This is a genomic window from Paenibacillus sp. 1781tsa1, from assembly GCF_024159265.1.
Taxonomy (GTDB): domain Bacteria; phylum Bacillota; class Bacilli; order Paenibacillales; family Paenibacillaceae; genus Paenibacillus.
Window position 1 is genome coordinate 5,672,947 of sequence record NZ_JAMYWY010000001.1, and the last position, 20,091, is coordinate 5,693,037.

The following is a 20,091-nucleotide window of genomic DNA, read 5'->3' on the forward strand; positions in this document are numbered from 1 at the left end:
GCTTCCTCCGCTACGTCGTGCACGCAGGGTCACTTTGCTGGAAACTGCACTCCATTCATGCTGGATGAGCAGTATTCAAGTTCTGAAGCTTCGCTAGGCACTTGCTTCTTCTGGGCATTTCCCTCACGTTGATGGCAGTAACTTTGAAGAAGCTTTGCTTCTCCAAAGTTCTCCTGCCTCTCCGTTCAGGTGTTTAACTATTCATTGCATGAATAGTGTGGTGCTTCTTAATCCTTGGAGTAATCCCGGATACGTGGTGGGATCAGGGATACATCTACTGGCTCGTACGAGATTTTCGGGCCTTCCTTCGACCAGCTTGCAATGGTCGTTTTCAGGAACTCTTCATCATTACGTTCTGTGAATTCCGGTTTGTAATGCGCACCGCGGCTTTCGTTACGGAGCAGAGCGCCGAGAGTCATTGCTTCTGCCAGTTCAATCATGTTCCACAATTGACGGGTAAACGCTGCACCCGGATTGTTCCAACCGGAGCTATCATACATGTTGATTTTGCCATAACGCTCTTTCAATTCCTTGATCTTGCCAATCGTGGCTTCAAGCTTGTCGTTGTAGCGCACAACCGTCATGTTGGCTGTCATCCACTCTCCAAGCTCTTTATGAATAACATAGGCATTTTCTGTACCTTGCATTTTCATGATGCCTTCGTATTTATCGCTTTGTTGTTTGGTGTGTTTCTCAAATACGGAAGAAGGGATATCTGCGGACGATTTTTTGAGTCCTTTGATATATTCAGCCGCCTTTGGTCCAGCCACCATACCACCATAGATCGCGGATACCAATGAGTTAGCACCCAGACGGTTTGCACCATGGTATTGATATTCACATTCACCAGCTGCGAACAGCCCCGGAATGTTGGTCATTTGGTTGTAATCTACCCACATGCCGCCCATGGAATAATGGACTGCCGGGAAGATTTTCATTGGGATTTTACGCGGGTCATCGCCCATGAACTTCTCATAGATCTCAATGATTCCGCCCAGTTTAACGTCCAGTTCCTTCGGATCTTTATGAGACAAATCGAGATAAACCATGTTCTCGCCGTTCACGCCCAGCCCCATATCCACGCAGACGCTGAAGATCTCACGTGTTGCAATATCACGCGGAACCAAGTTTCCGTAGGAAGGATATTTTTCTTCGAGGAAGTACCAAGGCTTGCCGTCTTTGTACGTCCAGATCCGTCCACCTTCACCACGCGCGGATTCAGACATGAGACGCAGCTTGTCATCCCCTGGAATGGCTGTTGGGTGAATCTGAATGAACTCCCCGTTTGCGTAATTTACACCTTGTTGATACACCGCACTTGCCGCTGTACCTGTGTTAATGACCGAGTTCGTCGTTTTACCGAAGATGATTCCGGGACCACCACTCGCCAGAATAACTGCTTCTGCCGGGAAGGTCTGTACCTTCATCGTTTTCAGATCCTGAGCCACGATCCCGCGACATACGCCTTCATCATCCAAAACCGCCTGCAGGAACTCCCAGTTCTCATATTTCGTAACCAGACCCGCTGCTTCCCAGCGACGTACCTGCTCGTCTAATGCATAGAGCAATTGTTGTCCTGTTGTTGCTCCAGCAAATGCCGTACGGTGATGCTTCGTTCCTCCGAAACGACGGAAATCAAGCAAACCTTCCGGTGTCCGGTTGAACATTACGCCCATACGGTCCATCAAGTGAATGATGCCAGGTGCTGCTTCGCACATCGCTTTAACCGGAGGTTGGTTCGCAAGGAAGTCACCGCCGTATACCGTATCGTCAAAGTGTACCCATGGGGAGTCACCCTCACCCTTGGTATTCACCGCTCCGTTAATGCCGCCTTGTGCGCATACAGAGTGGGATCGTTTAACAGGAACCAGTGAAAATAAATGAACATGGACTCCGGCTTCAGCCGATTTGATCGCCGCCATCAAGCCCGCGAGACCGCCGCCCACAATAATTACATTCGTTGATGCCATTGATGTTCACTCCCTTATAAGTCAGCATTCAATCACTAAATGCTTAGATTAGAACTGTTTTTACTACGTCAACCATCGAAGTTACTGCTTGGAAATCCATGCTCCGGAAAGCGAACAAGGAAGCAATAAACATAATGGAGATAATACCGAACAAGCTCATGCATACATAAGAGGACACACGCTGCGCACGCGGACCCACGGTAATCCCCCAGCTAACAAGAAACGACCACAGACCGTTGGCAAAGTGATAGGATGCCGCAACTACACTGATCAGATATAGAATAAATGTTACCGGATTCATCACGATATCGTGAATAACACCGCCCAGTTGTTCGTGGGTGACTGTACCCAGCGCAACCTGTACCCGCGTCTCCCATACATGCCAGATAACGAATACAAACGTAATGACACCACTGACCCGCTGTAACGTATAACGCCAGTTGCGCTCATTGCCAAAACGTCCCACGTTAGGTTTGGCCTGATATGCAATATACAGACCGTATACACCGTGATAGAACAACGGTAACCAGATAAGGAGCGTTTCCAAAACAATAACCAGTGGCAGACTGTTCAAGAATGCAACAGCACCGTCAAAAGCTTCTTTGCCGCCTTCAACTGCCGAGAAGTTCGTCACCAAATGCTCAACAAAAAACAAACTGAGCGGAATGACGCCAAGCAAGGAGTGCAGCTTTCTGGAGTAAAACCCTTTCATAAAATGTCGATCCCCTTTCGCTAAATACAACGTTTTCATAAATAATTTTACTTATCATGACACGAATCCTTTTCCATGAAAAGGTTCGACAAATTGTTCCGTTTTCCCCAGGTGTGAACAACTTGTGTCACGGTTCATGTTACTCCTTTTTTTCTTATAAGGGAATTGCAATATAATTATTAAATGTTATAACCTATAGGTATAAGCAGTGAAACATTGGGTTTACAGGCCATACAACATGCAAACCGATTATTCAAGGGCAAGAATCACACTCATGGAAAAGAGGTCATCGTTCATGTTCGAGGAGTTAAATGCATTTGCAGCGGTTGTGGAGCAGTCCAGCCTGAACCGTGCATCCAAGTTACTGAACTTGTCTCAACCCGCACTCTCACGCAAAATTTCCAAATTGGAGGATGAACTCGGGGTTGCCCTCTTTCACCGCCGCGGCAAACGACTGGAGTTAACCAGTGTGGGCCAGTTCGCCTATACCTTCGCGGTAGAGCAGAAACAGCAGCAGCAGAAATTTCTCACCATGCTCGCCCAGTATAAAGACGAAGAACAGAGCACCATTACACTCGGAGCCAGTCTGACGACGCTTCAAACCACGTTGCCACCTCTCGTCAATGCCTTTATGGAGAAACATCCAAATGCCGAACTGAAACTGTTGACGGGAAAAACACATGAGATTGTCTCGTTTGTGCGTGACAAAAAAGCCGATGTGGGCATTGTCGCCTCTTCCATCAGTGAAGTGGGACTTAACTGTGTGCCGCTCTTTGACGATCACCTGGAACTGGTTGTGCCGCTCACACATCCCTTGTCCGGTAAGGAAGCCGGGATGGAGCATCTGCAGGATCTGCCGATGATCACGTTCTCCAAAGGTACCTGGTATCGCAAATTAACGGACGACCTCTTCCAGCGCTGTGCCGTAATGCCGGATATTCGTATGGAGATTGATTCCTTCGAAGCGATCATCCGACTTCTGCCTTCCGCCAAAGCCGCTGCGCTATTGCCCAAGTCATATCTTCGTCCACAATTGCTCGCGGACAATGATCTTGTTTCTGTTCATTTGCCACAATTACAGCAGACCCGAAGAACAACCTGCATGATCTATGGGGAAAAGGAGGACCTCAGCGAGACCTCCAGACAATGGGTCAAGGAGACGGTTGCACTCTTTACAGCAAAGGCGCCATTGCCCTCACGGAGGACTACGACGCCTTAGCTTTGATCTGAATAAGCCAGGCTCCAACGCCTGGCTTCCATTTTAACTCATGATGATTATCAGCTCTCCTGGCTAATAACCTCTTCTTCAAATCGGTCGATATCTGCATTATTACCAATAATGACCATGATATCCCCCATCTGAAGCGAGTCTAGTGCTGTCGGAGCAATAATGACCCCGGCTTCTTTCTGTAACGCCACAATACTGCAACCAAAGCGTACGCGTGCATTCAGGGTCGATAATGTTTTGTTGTGCAGACAGGCGGGAACCTTCATCTCAACAATACTGTAATCATTGGATAATTCAATGTAATCCAGCAAGTTCGGGGTAACCAGCTGGTGGGCAACCCGAATGCCCATATCCCGCTCAGGATAAACAACACGATCAATCCCCAGCTTATCCAGTGCTCTTCCGTGAAGAACGGAGATGGCCTTGGCTACGACCGTCTTGACGCCCAGCTCTTTTAACAGGATCGCGGTGAGAATACTCGTCTGAATATCATCCCCGATGGCTACGATACCACAATCAAAATTGCGAATACCCAGAGAGCGCAACACTTCCTCATCTGTGGCATCGGCTACAACGGCATGGGTAACCAATTCACTCATGTCTTCGACGACTTCTTCATTTTTATCGATTCCGAGCACCTCGTAGCCGAGTTCCATTAATTCCTGTGCTAGACTGGAGCCAAAACGCCCAAGCCCAATCACCGCAAACTGCTGAGTTTTCATTGTTCTTCACGAACCCCTTATCCAAATCAAATTCATAACTCACTAAATTTTATCCAATAATCATTTTGCCTTCCGGATACCTGTATAACTCTTTACCCTTTTTCTGCCCAAGTGCATACGCTAATGTAATGGGACCAAGCCTTCCTGCAAACATGGTAAAACAGATCAAGAGCTTCCCGATGGTGGTCAGCTTCAGCGTCAGTCCGAGCGATAATCCCACGGTGCCAAAGGCCGATGTTGTCTCAAATAAAATCATCATAAAACTGGCTTCTTCTGTGGTACTCAGCGCCATTGTTACGGCTATGATGAACAAGAGCGCCAGTAATGTAATGGTAAGCGCCTTGAAAATCCGTTCCTGTACGAGACGATAGCGGAAAAACACGATATCTTCACGTCCACGCATCATCGCGATGACGGCACCAGCCATAATCATAAATGTCGTTGTTTTGATCCCGCCTCCGGTAGAGCCCGGTGATGCCCCAATGAACATCAGGATGATCATAAAGAACTGCGTTGCCTGTCTGAGCCCCGCAATATCTACCGTATTGGCTCCTGCGGTTCTCGGCGTAACGGACTGGAAGAATGAACCGAGAATTTTGCCACCCCAGTTCAGGCCACCCAGTGTCCGAGGATTGCTGAATTCGAATACGAAAATGACAAGTGCACCAAACACAATTAACAATCCAGTCATTAACAGGACAACTTTGGAGTGCAGGGACAGCTTTCGCGTTTTGCGGTAATCCACCAGGTCTGACAGCACTACAAAACCGATACCGCCAGAGACAATCAGGAACATCGCTGTAAAATTCACCAGCGGGTCATATACAAACCCAGTCAAACTGCGAAAATCCCCGAACATATCAAATCCGGCATTGTTGAACATAGAGATGGCATGCCAATATCCATAATAGATGGCCTGTCCGACCGGCATGTCAAATGACCAGCGAATTGCAAACAATGTGCCGCATATGCCTTCGATAATAAGCGAGTAGATCACAACTTTTCGAATTAGCCGGACAATGCCCTCCATCGTGCTCTGATTCATCGCTTCCTGCAGAATCAACCGTTCTCTAAGCGAAATCCGCCGTTTGAACGCAATGGCAACCAATGTAGACATCGTCATGAAGCCCAGTCCGCCAATCTGAATCAGAATCGCAATGACAACCTGACCCAGCACCGAGAAATGAGTGCCTGTATCCACCACAACCAGACCAGTAACACAAACAGCCGAAGTTGCTGTAAAGAGCGCATCAATAAACGCAAGACTGTCGCCGCTACTGCTGGATGCCGGAAGCATCAAGAGCAGTGTGCCTACCAATATGATGCCAGCAAACCCTAAGACAAGAATACGGGGTGGCGATAATCGCATCCATTGAACATTCAGTTTCACTTGAGTATCTTCCACCTCTTCTACAATGAAAATAACTCCACACCCGTGGAGCCTTCTTCATATGAAATGCTGTTACCAAACGTTAAACATGTATGATCCAGATCAGAACGACATATATAATGAAGTTGGAATATATTCTATTCGTTCCCTTGTTGGGCGAAAGACATGCGAATCATTGCACATTTGCTTCAAAATTATAAGCGCTGCGACGTTTACAGACAAAACGTTTTTTGTGTAAATAGCATCGAATTCAGCCAAAAAGGGAAAAACTCAGATATGGCGACGGATGGATCAGATTCTTTCGGTCCTTTTCATTCATTTTCAAGGATTTACACCAGTTTTCGTTACATCATTGGCATTCGGTGCTTGGCCTGTGCTATGTTAACTTTAATATCCATATTAATGAAGGAGGAACACCATTACATGAATCCCTTAGGGCAGCCTCTGCTACTCAAGGCTAACTTCAAGCGTCTGGGGTTGCTTGCGGCGATTGGCCTGATTCTATTTTTTGTATTTCAGATCTTTCCTGCTACCTCATCGCAAACAACAGAAATTTCGTCCACGTCCTTCATAAGCAAGGAGCAGGCGACACAATCTGCACGATCATTCGCAGCTTCTGTGGATGACTATACTTTGCCAAATGATGGCGAGAAACCCCTGGTAACCTACCAGACACATTCCGATATCTACGGGTATATGGCCAAAACCAAACAACTTGATACCTATAACCAGAAATGGGAAACAAGCTATCCTTACGATGTATACCGCGTTCGTTTGCCTGATCAGGACAAGGGCGGTTATCTTCATGTTGACGTACATATGAAAACAGGAAAAGTGGTCGGCTTCAAACGGGAACTGCCTTCTTCCCTCTACACCGCCATTGAGGCGGAGCAGAGCACCGGGAAAGTGACCACATCACAAGTACTTGCCGAAGGCAATATGTCACTGGACGAGAAAGAACGGTTGGCGGCTGGCGTTCTGACCGAATTCGGTTATGAAGTGCCCACACTTCAACTGGATACTCGCGATGGTGAAGCGGGACTGAAGTATACAGATCCTGCAAAAGCCATCGGAGACTCCAAGCTTGAACTGAATTTTACGTTTGAAGATGGTGCCGTACGATCATTCGATCCTGGCTTCTCGGTCCCTGAATCCCATACCGACTATGTAAAAGCTCAAACGCGCCAAGCCAACTGGATGACTTATGGCGGTTATGCATTCCTGACCTTTGTTCTGGGCGTGCTGGCAATCATCTATAGCATTCTGACCCGAGCACATACGTCTTTCAAACGCGGGATCATTCTCTCGCTGGTGTATTTCGCAGCTTCGGTTATTGGTACGCTGAACATGATTCCACTCTTTCAGGCACAAGGGCTCTCCAGCTTCATGTTAGCGTTCCTGATGTTATTGCAGACAGGTATTACGCTGGTCATGAGTGCAACCATCTATCTGTCCCTCGTTGCCGGTGACGGCATGTGGCGTAAAATAGGTCTTAATCCTTGGCCTCGTGCCACCGAACCGGGATACGGAAAATATGTACTTCAAAGTATGTTTGCCGGTTACCTGTGGGCATTCATTCTGCTGGGTGTTCAATCCATCCTGTTCTTCATTCTGGAGCGAAGCATCGGCACATGGTCAACGACGTCAGCAGATCAATCTACATTTAATATGACTTATGCCTGGCTCTTTCCGATCATGGCCTGGATGGCCGGTATTGGTGAAGAAGCCGTCTATCGACTGTTCGGCATTCGTATGATGCAAAAAATTGTGCGTAACACGTTTATTGCCTGTCTGATCCCAACGATCATTTGGGCACTTGGACATACTTTATATCCGATCTACCCGGTCATCACCCGGCCCATTGAGCTGATGGTCATTGGATTGCTGTTCAGTCTGATCATGCTGCGTCACGGCTTCATTGCCGTTGTATTCGCCCATGTGATCTTCGACAGCTTACTGATGGGACTCAGCCTGGTCTTTATGGGAGACGCCCTGAATATGGCTGCCGGACTCTTCTGGATTGTACTCCCGGCCATCGTTGGATATGTGATCTACAAATTCAATCCAAAACAAAAAGAGAAGCCGTATGTTACGACTCCTCATCCCGAAGTGCTGCAATAATCTGATTTGCCAGCTTGTCACCAATAGATAGAGGCCGGAAGTCTTCGACGCTGGCCTCTTTTATTTTGCGCAAAGAGCCAAAATGCTTCAACAGCAGTTTACGCCGCTTCTCTCCGATCCCCGGAATGGCATCTAAACGTGATGTCACCATCGATTTGCCACGCTGTTCCCGGTGGAACGAGATCGCAAAACGGTGGACCTCTTCCTGTATCCGCTGCAACAGGTAGAATTCCTGACTATCCCTTGGCAGGGAGATGACTTCCGGTGGATTACCGATCATCAACTGTGAAGTCTTATGCTTCGCATCCTTCACCAGTCCGCATACCGGGATAAACAGCCCCAGCTCATTTTCCAAAATATCGACCGCAGCCGAGATCTGTCCTTTACCACCATCGACCACAATCAGGTCAGGCTGGGTCAGGTTTTCTTTTAATACCCGCTCGTAACGGCGACGGATGACTTCTCTCATGGTTTCATAATCATCCGGTCCTTCAACCGAACGGACCTTGTATTTCCGATATTCCTTCTTATCCGGTTTACCATCCGTAAATACGATCATGGCGGATACCGGGTTTGTACCCTGGATGTTCGAGTTATCAAACGCTTCAATACGGTGAAGCTGATCCAGTCCAATAAAACGTCCCAGTCCTTCAGCAGCCTTGGATGTCCGTTCTTCATTTCGCTCAATCAGGCGGAACTTCTCTTCCAGTGCTACACGTGCATTATCCACAGCCATGGTGATCATCTGGCGTTTCAATCCACGTTGCGGGATAAGCACTTTGATCTCCAACCACTCCTGTAAAGCAGCAGCAACCTGAGTGGGGTCTTCCAGACCTGCTGGGAGCTTTTCAGTTGAAGCAGTTGTATCCATTGTGGGAACATCCTCTTGCATACTGTCAGGCTGTTCACCTTCTGACTCAGCGGAACTTCCATAAGGTGCACGGGTCTCAGCAACCAGTGGCTGGTTAGCGGTACTTTGCTCCACTTGTTGCGTTTGTTCGAACTCTACCGTAACTGCGGCGGGCACCGATCCATCAGCGTCAGGTACCATATCTGTACTGTCATCACCAGTTGACATATCTTTGGGCATTTCCGGCAACAAAATTTCTTGTGGCAATGCCGGATTATCACTGTAATATTGCGTAACGTAGGACATGAAGTCACTATACGCCTCACCGTAAAACGGGAAGGTGGATACGTGACGTTCAATCATTTTACCCTGACGCATGTATAGGATCTGGACGCACATCCAGCCTTTATCAATGGCAAAACCAAATACATCACGGTCTCTGGCATCGGCCATCGTAATCTTCTGTTTTTCCATCATCGCATCGATGGCAATTACCTGGTCGCGCAGTTCCTTGGCACGTTCAAAATAAAGATCCTCCGCGGCCTCCTGCATCTTACGCTGCAAGTCCTTCTTGATCTCTTCGTGACCACCGCTCAGAAATGAACCAATCTCTTGTGAAATCTGGTCGTACTGCTCCTTCTCCACTTCCTTCACACAAGGGGCAAGACATTGTCCCATGTGATAGTACAGGCACACTTCTTTGGGCATTACACCACATTTGCGCAGTGGATACATACGATCGAGCAATTTTTTCGTTTGGTGTGCCGCATACGAGTTCGGATAAGGTCCGAAGTATTTGGCTTTATCTTTCAGCACACGCCGGGTTACTTCCAGACGGGGGTGCTTTTCATTTGTAATTTTAAGATACGGAAAAGTCTTGTCATCCTTAAGCAACACGTTATAACGCGGCATATGTTTCTTGATCAGGTTACACTCCAGAATGAGTGCTTCCATGTTGCTGCCCGTCACGATATATTCGAAATCACGGATTTCGGACACCAGACGCTGGGTCTTTCCGTTATGACTGCCGATAAAATAAGAGCGTACACGGTTCTTCAGCACTTTGGCCTTACCGACATAGATAATCGTGCCTTCACTGTTCTTCATCAGGTAACATCCAGACATATCTGGCAGCAAAGCGAGCTTATGGCGAATCTGCTCCAATGCCTTCTCCTGATCCTGCAAATCATTCATGAATTGATCCATAATGCAGTGAATCCTCCTTCCCGAAAAAAGTATAAATATGAGGTTACACTAAGCCATTCCGATTACAGTACCGTCTTCCAATCCGTTATCAGATTGTCTCTGATTCACTTTTTTAAGAAGAAACTAAAGATAATTTCACACTGGCACTACGATGACAGAACAACCTTCCAATCCCTGTTATCCCCAGAATTTTTTTCATTCCCTTTTCTCAAGGGAAAAATCTGTTGATAGCGTATGCTTCCGATGCAGCTTTCTTTCAGAAAGCTTTTAGGGGAACGCTTCGCTTTTTCAGGTTTTTTCTGTCCTCTACGTTACTGTGTAAATAATTAGTTCCAACTATATATCAGAGATGAATCCGGGATCAACGCGAGCACTTCGCTTCTCCAGATCGGTTCTGTACTCTACATTCAAGTGTAAAAAATATTTTTACTTTATATTGTCCTATATAAAGGTATTCGACACAAAACGCCCCCGGTATGTAAACCGGAGGCGTATGTGAAAGCCTGTAACTTATTGGTGTTTTTCAATAATTCCTTTGAGTGCATCTTTCGAGTTCAGACCAACCACTTTATCTACCGGTTGACCATCTTTGAAGAAGATCAAAGTTGGAATGCTCATTACGCCAAAGCGGGAAGCAGATTCCGGGTTTTCATCCACGTTAACTTTAGCAATTTTCACTGCATCGCCAACTTCTGTGGACAGCTCTTCCAGGATTGGAGCGAGCATTTTACAAGGACCACACCAAGGCGCCCAGAAATCAACAAGAACCGTTCCTTCGCCTTCTACTTCAGCGTTGAAGGATTGATCGGATACGTTAACAATAGCCATGAAATTGTCCTCCTTATATATACTTACGGTTTTATTTTAACCTGTAACGTCGTGAACGACACTTCCAGTATAACACAGGTACATTAAACTTGTGAATTGAACGCTGCAATGTTCATCTTCCCAACATGAAATCTTCACAATTACAGGATGTGGCATACCCACTGCAAAATCTTTACAAACGCTTTCTTTTCCAAGTATACTAAAATTACTCCGGGTTTGCAGCCGCTTCAGGCCAAGCTGTCATTCCCCATAAGGAGGCAATAACATGGATGCAAATGTGCGGATCAGCGACCCGCGTGAACATGTGAACGAGGAACCCCGCAACGATCTGTTTGATCTGATCGCGGGTGTTGCCGGCATGGCTGGCCTGATGACAGTGATCTTTTTCGGTATGGTCATCTTCAAATTCCTCACCGAATAGGTTGCTCAGGCTCACGCAGGACCAGAAAAGCCCGGTTTTCGCGACAATGCGAAAGCCAGGCTTTTTTTGGGACTACTTATAATGTAAAAAGTACATTTTGCCGATCAGACCAAAAGAATTACCGGTTAACGTTTGCCACGCTGATTCTCACCCCGAACGGAGATGACATCCACGAATGGACGAATCCGGTCCATGAGACGCTGGCCTTTATTCATTTCCTCGCCGTCCCGATTGGTGAAGCTAAGATGTTTTTCAAGCCCATCCAGATTGTAATTGGACGTATAGAACGTTGGTTTGCGATTCATCCGATAGTTCAGAATGGACCCCATCACATGATCCCGAACCCAAGGATTCAGATTCTCTGCCCCGATATCATCAAAGATGAGTAGATCACAACTTTTCAGAACATCCGTCATTTCCTTTAGCTTCTGCCCTTCACTGATCATGGATTTCAGATCCTCCACAAAGTCAGGCATATAGATAATGACACCCGTGTGGCCTGCAACCGCCAATTCGTGCAACAGATAACACATCAGAAACGTCTTGCCTGTCCCGAATGTCCCTTCCAGGAATAGTCCTTGCGGAGATAATCCGTTCTCCTTGGTCTCCCTAATATAACGAAGCACCTGATTCACTGCCGGAGCACGCATCCGATCCTTGCCCATGATCTCCACGTCGTTATATCCAGCACTGAGCGCACGCTCATCCACATAGAAACTGCGAATGCGTTGCTTAATGATATGTTCATTTTGCCGGGCGACATGTTTGGAACAAGGTGCTTTTATATCTATGATTTCGGGTTTACCGTTAAAATGTTCTACTTCCAGTTTGCAAAAGTGGCCCTGAAAATCGTTAGGACAGTTGTCGAGTCCCGGACAATTCGCACAGTTCTTAGAGTCTTTGGCGTACTGAAACAGCTTGCTCAGATCGGTCATGAGCTGTGCATCTTGCAGTTCAGGATGACCTGCGCGGAATTCGCGTACGTACGGATTTTCCATCAATTCCGCCGCAATCCGCCGCGATTGCTCACGAAAGGCAGGGTTCAGCTGCTGAAGCAGTCCTCCCAAGGATTCCATGGCTTCAAGCCCCCTTAATGTTTCAATATAGAATGAACAATTGAAGTGTACCCATGGCCATCTTGATGGCATAGGAACTTTCGATCATTTGCAATTCTACTGTTCATTCTATAGAAAAACAACCAATAACTCAACAGATACATCTGGTAAATAGCGTAACCCTTCCGCCACCGTACGTAATGCCTAGTTTAGAGCATACTTGCAGTCCTGCACCTTTTAGTGCATGTCCAAAAATCTGTTTTTCAACCTCAATTAGCGGCGCAAGCCGACAGTGATGATCTCGCATGAACCTGTCTGTATGTTCCATTCCTTACTGGCAAATGATAATGTCGATGCCTCTTCTATGCTGCGGGCATGAAGCATCTCACCCTCTTCCTCCAGTATGTTGCTCTTGTATGCCGTTTCGAATGGCTGCGGATTCGCTTGTGATGAAGCAAGATTCAACGTGGCAGAGTCAGTGGTCATATTGAACCAGCGAAGCATGACATCGCCGGAATCCTCATTTACCTTGAGGGAGGAAAACGCCAAGCCGTCCCCTTGCCATGCAAACGGTGTGTTACTAGGTGTCAGATAACCTGGGTGTACTTCGGTTTGTGCCAGCGTCCAAGGAACTTGGAACTGATAGGCCTCAATATATGCACCTGACGCTGCACCATTTCCATCGTGGGGAATGATCTCGATCTGAAATGTATGTTCACCAAGGCATTGTGCTTCTGGTGTCGGGAACAAGCCCCAGTCTCCAAGTTCGCCCACAGCACGAAGCAGCGTAACCGCGATGGTATTGCGTCCATCCTGAAGGACTTCATATTCATTCAGACCCAGATTGGCCACGACCAATCCCGACGCTTCTTCACTCACATCCACAAAACTCTGTTGATGCTGTGTATTGCTTGGATTTTGCCACTCCGGTGCAGGTGTGTTATCACGTGTTGCAATTTCGAACATGGAATCCACATGATGAACAGCAGATACAAGATCGGTTGGGAAAAGGGCGCGCACCCGATGATCCTTCGCCTGATTGTTGAAGGTTGTCTCCATTTGCACTCCTTTTCCACTACGACTAAGCGATATAACAGTACGGATCTGAAGTGGAATCATTTTAGTTGAACGCTGAGCTTTGCGATGTGGATAATAAATCAGTTCTCGCTGTTCCTGATCCAACATCTCATCCGCCGACTCCGGTATTTCCCAATGATGAATCACTTCGAACGAGGCCAAATATGATGTATCCTCAAGGATTCGAATCTCAGCCTGAAGTGCTTCAGTTGTTTGAGCCACTTCGTTCTCTGGCTGCTTGAACATGTATTCATTACCGATATCACCCACATTTTCGTACACCCCAAGGTCCTTATAAGTCCGACCTGTTCGTTTATCCGTGATTGTGAATGAACCGTTGTCTGCAATCGTGACGATCAAATATTGATTCTCCATGCCACGTTCACCACGCAACAAGGTATTTATTTTCGATGGAGAGCCACTCTTTGAATGATCCACAAAGTTGACCAATGCATAGGTTTTTAGTCCAAATGCAGCTACATTTTCTGTTTCAAAACGAATACGTACACGCCGACAGCTATACGGCTGACGGAAGCGATCATCTGGCAGATCATAGCCAAATTGCAGACCCAGATCCTCCACCGTACATGGAATGTGGTTACCATCTTCATCTACAAGTATGCGATCTGACAGTTCAACGGCTTTCATCTGTGCCGCCATCTCTTCCAATGTATATCCATCCCGGAAATACAACCGAGCCGCATCCAGTTCCATCTGAACTACACCGCTTCGTTCCCACCCTGTTGTATTAAACACCACAACAGGCCTAGCACCCTCACCGTAACGCTCAAATATGGAGGTATCTACGGCTGTGGCAATCTGGTTGGTGCTGTCCTCAATTAATGCTTCTGCCACATGGCGGCTCTTATCAAATCGTGTTACCATCTCGCGATGCACCTCATCCACACTGCATCCACAGATGCTGTCATGGGGGTGATTCTGCATGAGCGTTTTCCAGGCATATGTGAGCTGATCATGTGGATAGGCATGCCCAAGCAGATAGGCATAGGATGCCAAGGGTTCAGCCACCTTTTCCAGCATGGTCTGGCCCAGCTGGTTCATCTGTTTCAGATACACACGAGCCGAGGCAGTGTTCACCAGGGTCCCCCAGCCATCGGTACGCTGGCTGCGCAGTTCTCCTTTGACCGTGGACAACTCATGTTCAGCCGATGCTCTCAGGGCAGTCAGATAATCTGGAAAGTTCGAGTGAATGAACTCGATATCGGGATATAATTGCTCAGCCATACGGATCGCTTCCGGCAGGTCTCGCTGAATCGGCTGGTGATCACATCCATTCATGTACAACAGCTCATTGGTGGATGCATATTTCTCTGCGTCAGCAAGCTTGGTTTCCCAGAACTTGCGGGCTGAAGCCTCATCTACTGGAACTTCATTCCCGTTGGAATACCAGTTGGCAAACAATACGCCGAGCACTTTCGATCCGTCTGGCCCTTCCCACATCAGCTCCGAGAAGCTTGATTCATATCCGGCATCCGATACCGTATTATTGAAGCCTGTGGGCTTCACACCACGGCCAAAAAACACATTATCAATGCCCGATTGCTGCATCAACTGCGGAGTCTGTCCGACCAATCCGAATGTATCGGGAAAATAACCAATTTTCGAAGGGGTACCGTAACGCTTGGCGTCCTTATGTCCAACCTGCATGTTGCGCACATTGGCTTCTCCACTCGTCAGAAAAGCATCCTGCAAAATGTACCATGGTCCAATCACAATCCGCCCATTGCGGATATGTTTCTCCAGTCGTTCCTTCTGCTCAGGGCGAACCTGAAGATAGTCATCGATGATAATCGTTTGTCCATCCAAATAAAAGCTTTTATAGTCTGATCCCTCATCCAGCTGATCCAATAGTGAATCCACGAGCTGAATGAGACGCATATGGTGCTTCTCATACGGCAAGTACCATTCCCGATCCCAGTGGGTATGCGAAATAATATGTGCTCTTTTCGACTTGTTTGTCTGTTTGGTCATCGTGTTACGCCACCTCTTTCCTCTTGTTGTATAATCTCAACCTCATCCCGGCGATATATGGCATTCAGCTTTCCAGAAGCATCTGTCGCAAATAACACCGAACGATTTTTCTCCAATTGGAACTTGTACGACACACCTGTACATTGATCTCTCACATGAACTTCATGGTTTAAGGCAAACTCCGATACAAATACATACAGATTGCCTTTTGGAAAACTCAGCTTCCGTCCGTAAATCCCTGCGATATCTCCGCCAGATATCCATTCCAACTCCTGTTCGATGCCCGAAATTTCAGTCGCATAACGATACAATGCAGCAAGTGGCTCATCCCGTCCGTTTAACTCCACCGGCAGTGGAGTCCAGATTAATTTCCCTTTACCCAAAGGCAAAACGGTTACTTCATCTGGTGTACCCTTATCCCCATGAAGCAACGTCTCCTTCGCCACCTCGGCGATCCGACGTCGTCCATAGGTCACCCGGTGATTCACGCCATTAATATTCAGCAGCTCTTCCCGCTGCACGTTACCCAGACTGCGTTTGCCTACGATATGATCTGCCCGGTCACTTACCTTCCAGTACGCATCCAGCCCCAGTGGTCCAGTAATAAGCAGGCTCGTGCCTTCCTTCTCTGCGAACGTGAGCAATTGATGCAGTGCGTCGCTGTCCATATTATGCGGACTCGGCACGATAATCAGCTTCGGAGGCTGCTGCTCCAACGCTTCCAGATGATATTCGGATAACGCACGGAATGGCAGTTTCAGATCATAGGACATTACACGGGTCAGCTTTGTTGTGGCATCATAGGCCAGGGCACGGTTGGAGAAATCATTGGAATACGGGAACACCACTGCAATATCCTCCAGCTCGCGGTCTTCAAAGAGATCACGAATGCCATGCATGAATCGGCCAAAATCATAAGACACATCTGCCTCCGGCTTCTCCGTACCATCTGCACGCAGCGCTCCGATATGAGACTCATTGGCATTATCCATATAGAAGTTGGTGTTCCAGATCCATTGCACTGCTCCTGCGCCGCCTGTCGAGAAAGCATAGGCGTACTTGCGTTCGAGAATGCCGCGAAGTTCTTCCTCTGTGCGTTTGGCTCGTCCGTCCGGGGTTTCCACATACATGATGCCCGTCTCCTGAATGAGATTTGGCTTATGAGGCGTTTTGGCGAAAATGCCGTCCCAGATCAGATCATCGTTTAACCACCAGGAATGCACCGTTGTATAATCCACTTCACGTTCATAGAAGAACGGCGAAGGACGCTGTGCACCAAGGGCTTCGTCCTGTCCCACGGTGACCAGATGATTCGGTACCAGATCCTTGATCGTACCTACAAGCTCTTTTGCCCAAACATTATGCATCTCCATGGAGAAGAGACAATAGTCGAGCCAGCGCGTTCCTTTCTTGGCCTTGTGCATATCCTGTACATCAAAATTAATCTCTTCCGGCTCAGGGATGACCGCGGCTGCAAAGTTGGGAAGCTGCTTCGGTGACATGTTCCATGCCTCCTGCAACGTTTCTATCGTCTCATGTCGCTGCTGAAGCCACTCGACAAAGGCTTTCTGTTCATACGTATCCCTCGCCGAGCGTGGGCCAGCCGAGAAGATGCGCACCGGATCAAACATCGATGGCTCATTAATCAGATCCCAGTCCACATGCGTTGTATGCGTGTGACGACTGACGATGCTGCGGATGAAACGTTTCTGTGCTTCGACGCTCTGGGGGTCCAAATAAGGATTCGTCCCTTCCCATGTCTCCGGTGTAAAGGAGAAGAAGGTGAACGTAACCTGTAAGCCGTGGCGTTTCGCCGTTAGAATAAATGCATCAATGGCACGCAGCACGTCCTCCGCCATGTGACCGTCCACCTGCATCATATTGCGATAAGCGGTCCAGATTCCGGTTCGAATCCAGTTAATACCGGCTTTCGCCATCTGTGCCATGTCTCGGTCCCAGACATCCGCGTTCGGCAGAAACAGAAATTTCCGTGCCACATCCGAGGTCATGTAGGTCATGCCCACAACAGGGAGAGGACGTCCGTCTTTTACAAAATAGTCCCTGCTGCGGCTAATCACTTCCCCTTCTGCCAGCAATGCGGTATCTTGTCCCCAGAAGCCTTGACGCAAGATTCGAACTTCCACGTCAGGTGCCTGCGCGCGGCATACGATCCGGTACAGCCCACTTTCAATGGAAACCGGAAGAAGTATGCGTTCAAAACGCTGCTCACCGGAAAGTTCCATCTCCAGTCGATGGTTCCATACCTTTTCCGTCATGCCGCTAGTACGATCTTCATGCTCGACCGTTATGTCAAACGTCCACAGCTCAGAGGCTGTACATCTGTTGCCTGCTCGCTGTAAAATCTGACCTTGAAGTGTGAGTACTGCCCGCTCATCTGGCTCATACGAAGCATAATTCGTCTTCAAGGAAAGTTCGGTTACACCTTGTGCACAGAATTGTGCCCACTTCACCATCTCGTCAGCGCCATTCTGCTCCCAGAATGAAGGGCTCAACGGCAGATGTACAAACATCCAGCGCGAACCAACGAAAGTCCCGCGGGAATTCTCCCATAGGACGATTGGAGCAGCAATGCTCCGATCATCTTTGTTGATCCCGCGAAGCAAAGAGTGAATCTGTGTACTCATCGTGCCTGCTGAACCCATCTGGTGCGGCAAATCACTGTTTTTGGTCGTATGCGGAACCAGATTCCATGTATCTGAAATCTCGAAAAGTCCTTCTTTGCCGGCCAGAAGCGGGATCTGTTCAGATGAAGTTAACGATTGCACATTGGCAGCAGATACGTTCAACGCCTCATGAATGTAGAGTTCCTGATGATAAGCGGTCTGTTCGGACTCGATGACCCATGCGCCATTCTCATATCGAACTGGACGTTTAAAGGGTGCGCCCCCCACACTGATCAAGCTTCCGCCCTGATGCAAGTAAGCTGTAATCTCCGTCCAGGCGGACTTGGGGAAATAGGGTGCATGCAGATTCACCAGACAACCTTCACCTGCTGTTGCTTTCAACACCTCTGCAAGTTCTTCAGCGTTTACAACAGTAATCTCTTCGACTGCTTCCCATGTAGTCAGAGCCAGCTCCGTTGGAAAAGCACCATTCACTGGAAACGCAGGGTCAGCGAAGATAATCAGCTTTTGATCCTTAGGTTGGATACTCATAACAGGCCATCCTTCATGGATGTATAGACCAACTGGGAGAACAGACTGTTGGACCATGCAAACCATTTTCGTGTAAAAATCGTTGGATCATCGGCGTGGAAGCCTTCATGCATATACCCGGTATCTGCATCTGTCGCTTCGAGCATGCGAATAATCTCCAGTTTCTCCTCGGCAGACTGCGCAGTCAGTCCTTGCATGGACAATCCCATATGCCAGATATAATTCGGCGGGGTGTGCGGGCTACCGATTCCTTTGGCAACCTTGCCCTCATAGTAGAATGGATTCTCTTTGCTCAGAGCAAAGCGGCGCGTATTCTGATAGATTGGATCATCCGCCGTGACGTAGCCCAGATAGGGGATGGACATGAGTCCCGGTGTACCGGCATCGTCCATGAGACAGTAGTTGCCATAACCGTCCGTCTCGTACGCATAGATCGGTCCAAATTCCGGATGACGATAAATTCCATACAGCTGAATGCCGTGATCCACGTCCTGCTCCAAATCCTTCAGTTCCTGCAAAAGATCCATATCCCTGAACACCCACTCGGCAAACTCCTGCATCTGACGCAGAGCGACAACCGCGAACATGTTGCCTGAAATGTTGTAGTGAAAATCACACGCATCATCACTGGAACGGAAACCGGACCAGATCATACCCGTGTAGTTGACCGGCATACCTTTTCCGTGATTGCGCAGGGAGTCTGTCGGGATGCCGTTATTGCGAGTGAAGCGATATGGAGATTGTTCCATGTGATGCTGTTCGACTTTGAACAGATCCACGATTTTACGCATCGCTGCCTTGAAACTGGAATCAAAAATGTCGGTCAGCTCGGTTTCCTTCCAATATAAATAGGCGAGCCGCACAACAAAACATAATGAATCGATCTCGAATTTGCGTTCCCACACCCAAGGTGACATGTCGGTTTCGTCCGTGGTGTTCCAGTGCCAGTCATTGGCCGTCTCATTGAAGGCATTGGCATACGGATCAATGTGAACGTACTGGATATGACGTTTGATCAGCCCGCCAATGATGCGTTGCAGGTCCTCGTCTTCTTTTGCAAACGGAATGTAGTGTATGACCTGCTCCACCGAATCACGCAGCCAGGAAGCCGGAATATCTCCTGTGATGACAAAAGTGGTACCGTCCTCCATCAACTTGGTTGTTGTTTCGATAGTATTGGGGAAACAGTTTTTGAATAGTTGTAGCAGCTTCGGCCTGTGAGCCAGTTTCTGTTCTGCTTCTTCGAGCACGGCCTGAATGGATTGTGGCAAAGCAACAGGCGGCATGGGTATTTTGGGTAATCTGAACTGTTCCATGGATGAGTGCAACTCCTTAAACAAATT

13 protein-coding genes are annotated in these 20,091 nt (G+C 47.9%); 3 read left to right on the forward strand and 10 right to left on the reverse strand.

Annotation, left to right across the window (positions count from 1 at the left end; translation table 11 throughout):
* Positions 1 to 227: 227 nt before the first annotated feature.
* Together sdhA and NKT06_RS25510 are read right to left on the reverse strand one after the other, a co-directional pair.
* Positions 228 to 1,970: a succinate dehydrogenase flavoprotein subunit gene (gene sdhA, locus NKT06_RS25505; protein ID WP_253440597.1), complete on the reverse strand. Its 1,743-nt coding sequence runs from the start codon at positions 1,968 to 1,970 to the stop codon at positions 228 to 230.
* A gap of 43 nt (positions 1,971 to 2,013) precedes the next feature.
* Entirely contained in the window at positions 2,014 to 2,682 is a 669-nt protein-coding gene (locus NKT06_RS25510; RefSeq protein ID WP_253440598.1) for a succinate dehydrogenase cytochrome b558 subunit, read from the reverse strand.
* A 295-nt stretch (positions 2,683 to 2,977) separates the two neighbouring features.
* On the opposite strand from NKT06_RS25510, the gene NKT06_RS25515 reads away from it, so the two are divergent.
* The gene (locus tag NKT06_RS25515) at positions 2,978 to 3,901 is read left to right on the forward strand and encodes a LysR family transcriptional regulator (RefSeq protein ID WP_253440599.1); all 924 of its coding nucleotides are present in this window, start codon (positions 2,978 to 2,980) and stop codon (positions 3,899 to 3,901) included.
* Between the two features lie 59 nt (positions 3,902 to 3,960).
* On the opposite strand, the gene NKT06_RS25520 is transcribed toward NKT06_RS25515, so the two are convergent.
* A complete protein-coding gene (locus NKT06_RS25520) occupies positions 3,961 to 4,632 on the reverse strand; it encodes a potassium channel family protein (protein WP_091020848.1) in 672 nt (223 codons plus the stop codon).
* A gap of 49 nt (positions 4,633 to 4,681) precedes the next feature.
* The gene (locus NKT06_RS25525) at positions 4,682 to 6,001 is read right to left on the reverse strand and encodes a TrkH family potassium uptake protein (RefSeq protein WP_301290456.1); all 1,320 of its coding nucleotides are present in this window, start codon (positions 5,999 to 6,001) and stop codon (positions 4,682 to 4,684) included.
* Positions 6,002 to 6,445: 444 nt separating this feature from the next.
* Here NKT06_RS25525 and NKT06_RS25530 point away from each other — a divergent pair, with 444 nt between their 5' ends.
* Complete coding sequence (locus NKT06_RS25530; RefSeq protein WP_253440601.1) at positions 6,446 to 8,143, forward strand: CPBP family intramembrane glutamic endopeptidase; 1,698 nt, start codon at positions 6,446 to 6,448, stop codon at positions 8,141 to 8,143.
* On the opposite strand, the gene uvrC is transcribed toward NKT06_RS25530, so the two are convergent.
* Positions 8,112 to 10,199: an excinuclease ABC subunit UvrC gene (gene uvrC / locus NKT06_RS25535; protein ID WP_253440602.1), complete on the reverse strand. Its 2,088-nt coding sequence runs from the start codon at positions 10,197 to 10,199 to the stop codon at positions 8,112 to 8,114. The genes NKT06_RS25530 and uvrC overlap by 32 nt on opposite strands.
* Before the next feature lie 510 nt (positions 10,200 to 10,709).
* Complete coding sequence (gene trxA, locus NKT06_RS25540; protein ID WP_036605788.1) at positions 10,710 to 11,027, reverse strand: thioredoxin; 318 nt, start codon at positions 11,025 to 11,027, stop codon at positions 10,710 to 10,712.
* A gap of 265 nt (positions 11,028 to 11,292) precedes the next feature.
* Here trxA and NKT06_RS25545 point away from each other — a divergent pair, with 265 nt between their 5' ends.
* Entirely contained in the window at positions 11,293 to 11,448 is a 156-nt protein-coding gene (locus NKT06_RS25545; RefSeq protein WP_017692450.1) for a hypothetical protein, read from the forward strand.
* Between the two features lie 125 nt (positions 11,449 to 11,573).
* Here the strand turns inward: NKT06_RS25545 and dnaI are convergent, their stop codons facing one another.
* The 4 genes from dnaI to NKT06_RS25565 all read right to left on the reverse strand — a co-directional run bounded on the left by dnaI (position 11,574) and on the right by NKT06_RS25565 (position 20,064).
* Positions 11,574 to 12,524, reverse strand: coding sequence for a primosomal protein DnaI (gene dnaI / locus NKT06_RS25550; protein ID WP_253440604.1), 951 nt, complete (start codon positions 12,522 to 12,524; stop codon positions 11,574 to 11,576).
* 252 nt (positions 12,525 to 12,776) lie between these two features.
* Positions 12,777 to 15,572 (reverse strand): alpha-mannosidase, encoded by a 2,796-nt coding sequence (locus NKT06_RS25555; protein ID WP_253440606.1) that lies wholly within the window; start codon positions 15,570 to 15,572, stop codon positions 12,777 to 12,779.
* Positions 15,569 to 18,748: a beta-galactosidase gene (locus NKT06_RS25560; protein ID WP_253440608.1), complete on the reverse strand. Its 3,180-nt coding sequence runs from the start codon at positions 18,746 to 18,748 to the stop codon at positions 15,569 to 15,571. Before NKT06_RS25560 ends, NKT06_RS25555 begins: the two co-directional genes overlap by 4 nt.
* Positions 18,745 to 20,064 carry a glycoside hydrolase family 125 protein gene (locus tag NKT06_RS25565; RefSeq protein WP_253440611.1) on the reverse strand — a complete coding sequence of 440 codons (1,320 nt, stop codon included), beginning with the start codon at positions 20,062 to 20,064 and terminating at the stop codon, positions 18,745 to 18,747. Before NKT06_RS25565 ends, NKT06_RS25560 begins: the two co-directional genes overlap by 4 nt.
* Positions 20,065 to 20,091 lie beyond the last annotated feature (27 nt).

What these genes read in the sequence shown, in the direction of transcription:
- dnaI (WP_253440604.1), bottom strand. Translation starts at nt 12,524, where the DNA reads ATGGAATCCTTGGGAGGACTGCTTCAGCAGCTGAACCCTGCCTTTCGT.
- NKT06_RS25525 (WP_301290456.1), bottom strand. Translation starts at nt 6,001, where the DNA reads ATGCGATTATCGCCACCCCGTATTCTTGTCTTAGGGTTTGCTGGCATC.
- NKT06_RS25530 (WP_253440601.1), top strand. Translation starts at nt 6,446, where the DNA reads ATGAATCCCTTAGGGCAGCCTCTGCTACTCAAGGCTAACTTCAAGCGT.
- NKT06_RS25510 (WP_253440598.1), bottom strand. Translation starts at nt 2,682, where the DNA reads ATGAAAGGGTTTTACTCCAGAAAGCTGCACTCCTTGCTTGGCGTCATT.
- NKT06_RS25560 (WP_253440608.1), bottom strand. Translation starts at nt 18,748, where the DNA reads ATGAGTATCCAACCTAAGGATCAAAAGCTGATTATCTTCGCTGACCCT.
- trxA (WP_036605788.1), bottom strand. Translation starts at nt 11,027, where the DNA reads ATGGCTATTGTTAACGTATCCGATCAATCCTTCAACGCTGAAGTAGAA.
- NKT06_RS25520 (WP_091020848.1), bottom strand. Translation starts at nt 4,632, where the DNA reads ATGAAAACTCAGCAGTTTGCGGTGATTGGGCTTGGGCGTTTTGGCTCC.
- sdhA (WP_253440597.1), bottom strand. Translation starts at nt 1,970, where the DNA reads ATGGCATCAACGAATGTAATTATTGTGGGCGGCGGTCTCGCGGGCTTG.
- uvrC (WP_253440602.1), bottom strand. Translation starts at nt 10,199, where the DNA reads ATGGATCAATTCATGAATGATTTGCAGGATCAGGAGAAGGCATTGGAG.
- NKT06_RS25545 (WP_017692450.1), top strand. Translation starts at nt 11,293, where the DNA reads ATGGATGCAAATGTGCGGATCAGCGACCCGCGTGAACATGTGAACGAG.
- NKT06_RS25515 (WP_253440599.1), top strand. Translation starts at nt 2,978, where the DNA reads ATGTTCGAGGAGTTAAATGCATTTGCAGCGGTTGTGGAGCAGTCCAGC.
- NKT06_RS25565 (WP_253440611.1), bottom strand. Translation starts at nt 20,064, where the DNA reads ATGGAACAGTTCAGATTACCCAAAATACCCATGCCGCCTGTTGCTTTG.
- NKT06_RS25555 (WP_253440606.1), bottom strand. Translation starts at nt 15,572, where the DNA reads ATGACCAAACAGACAAACAAGTCGAAAAGAGCACATATTATTTCGCAT.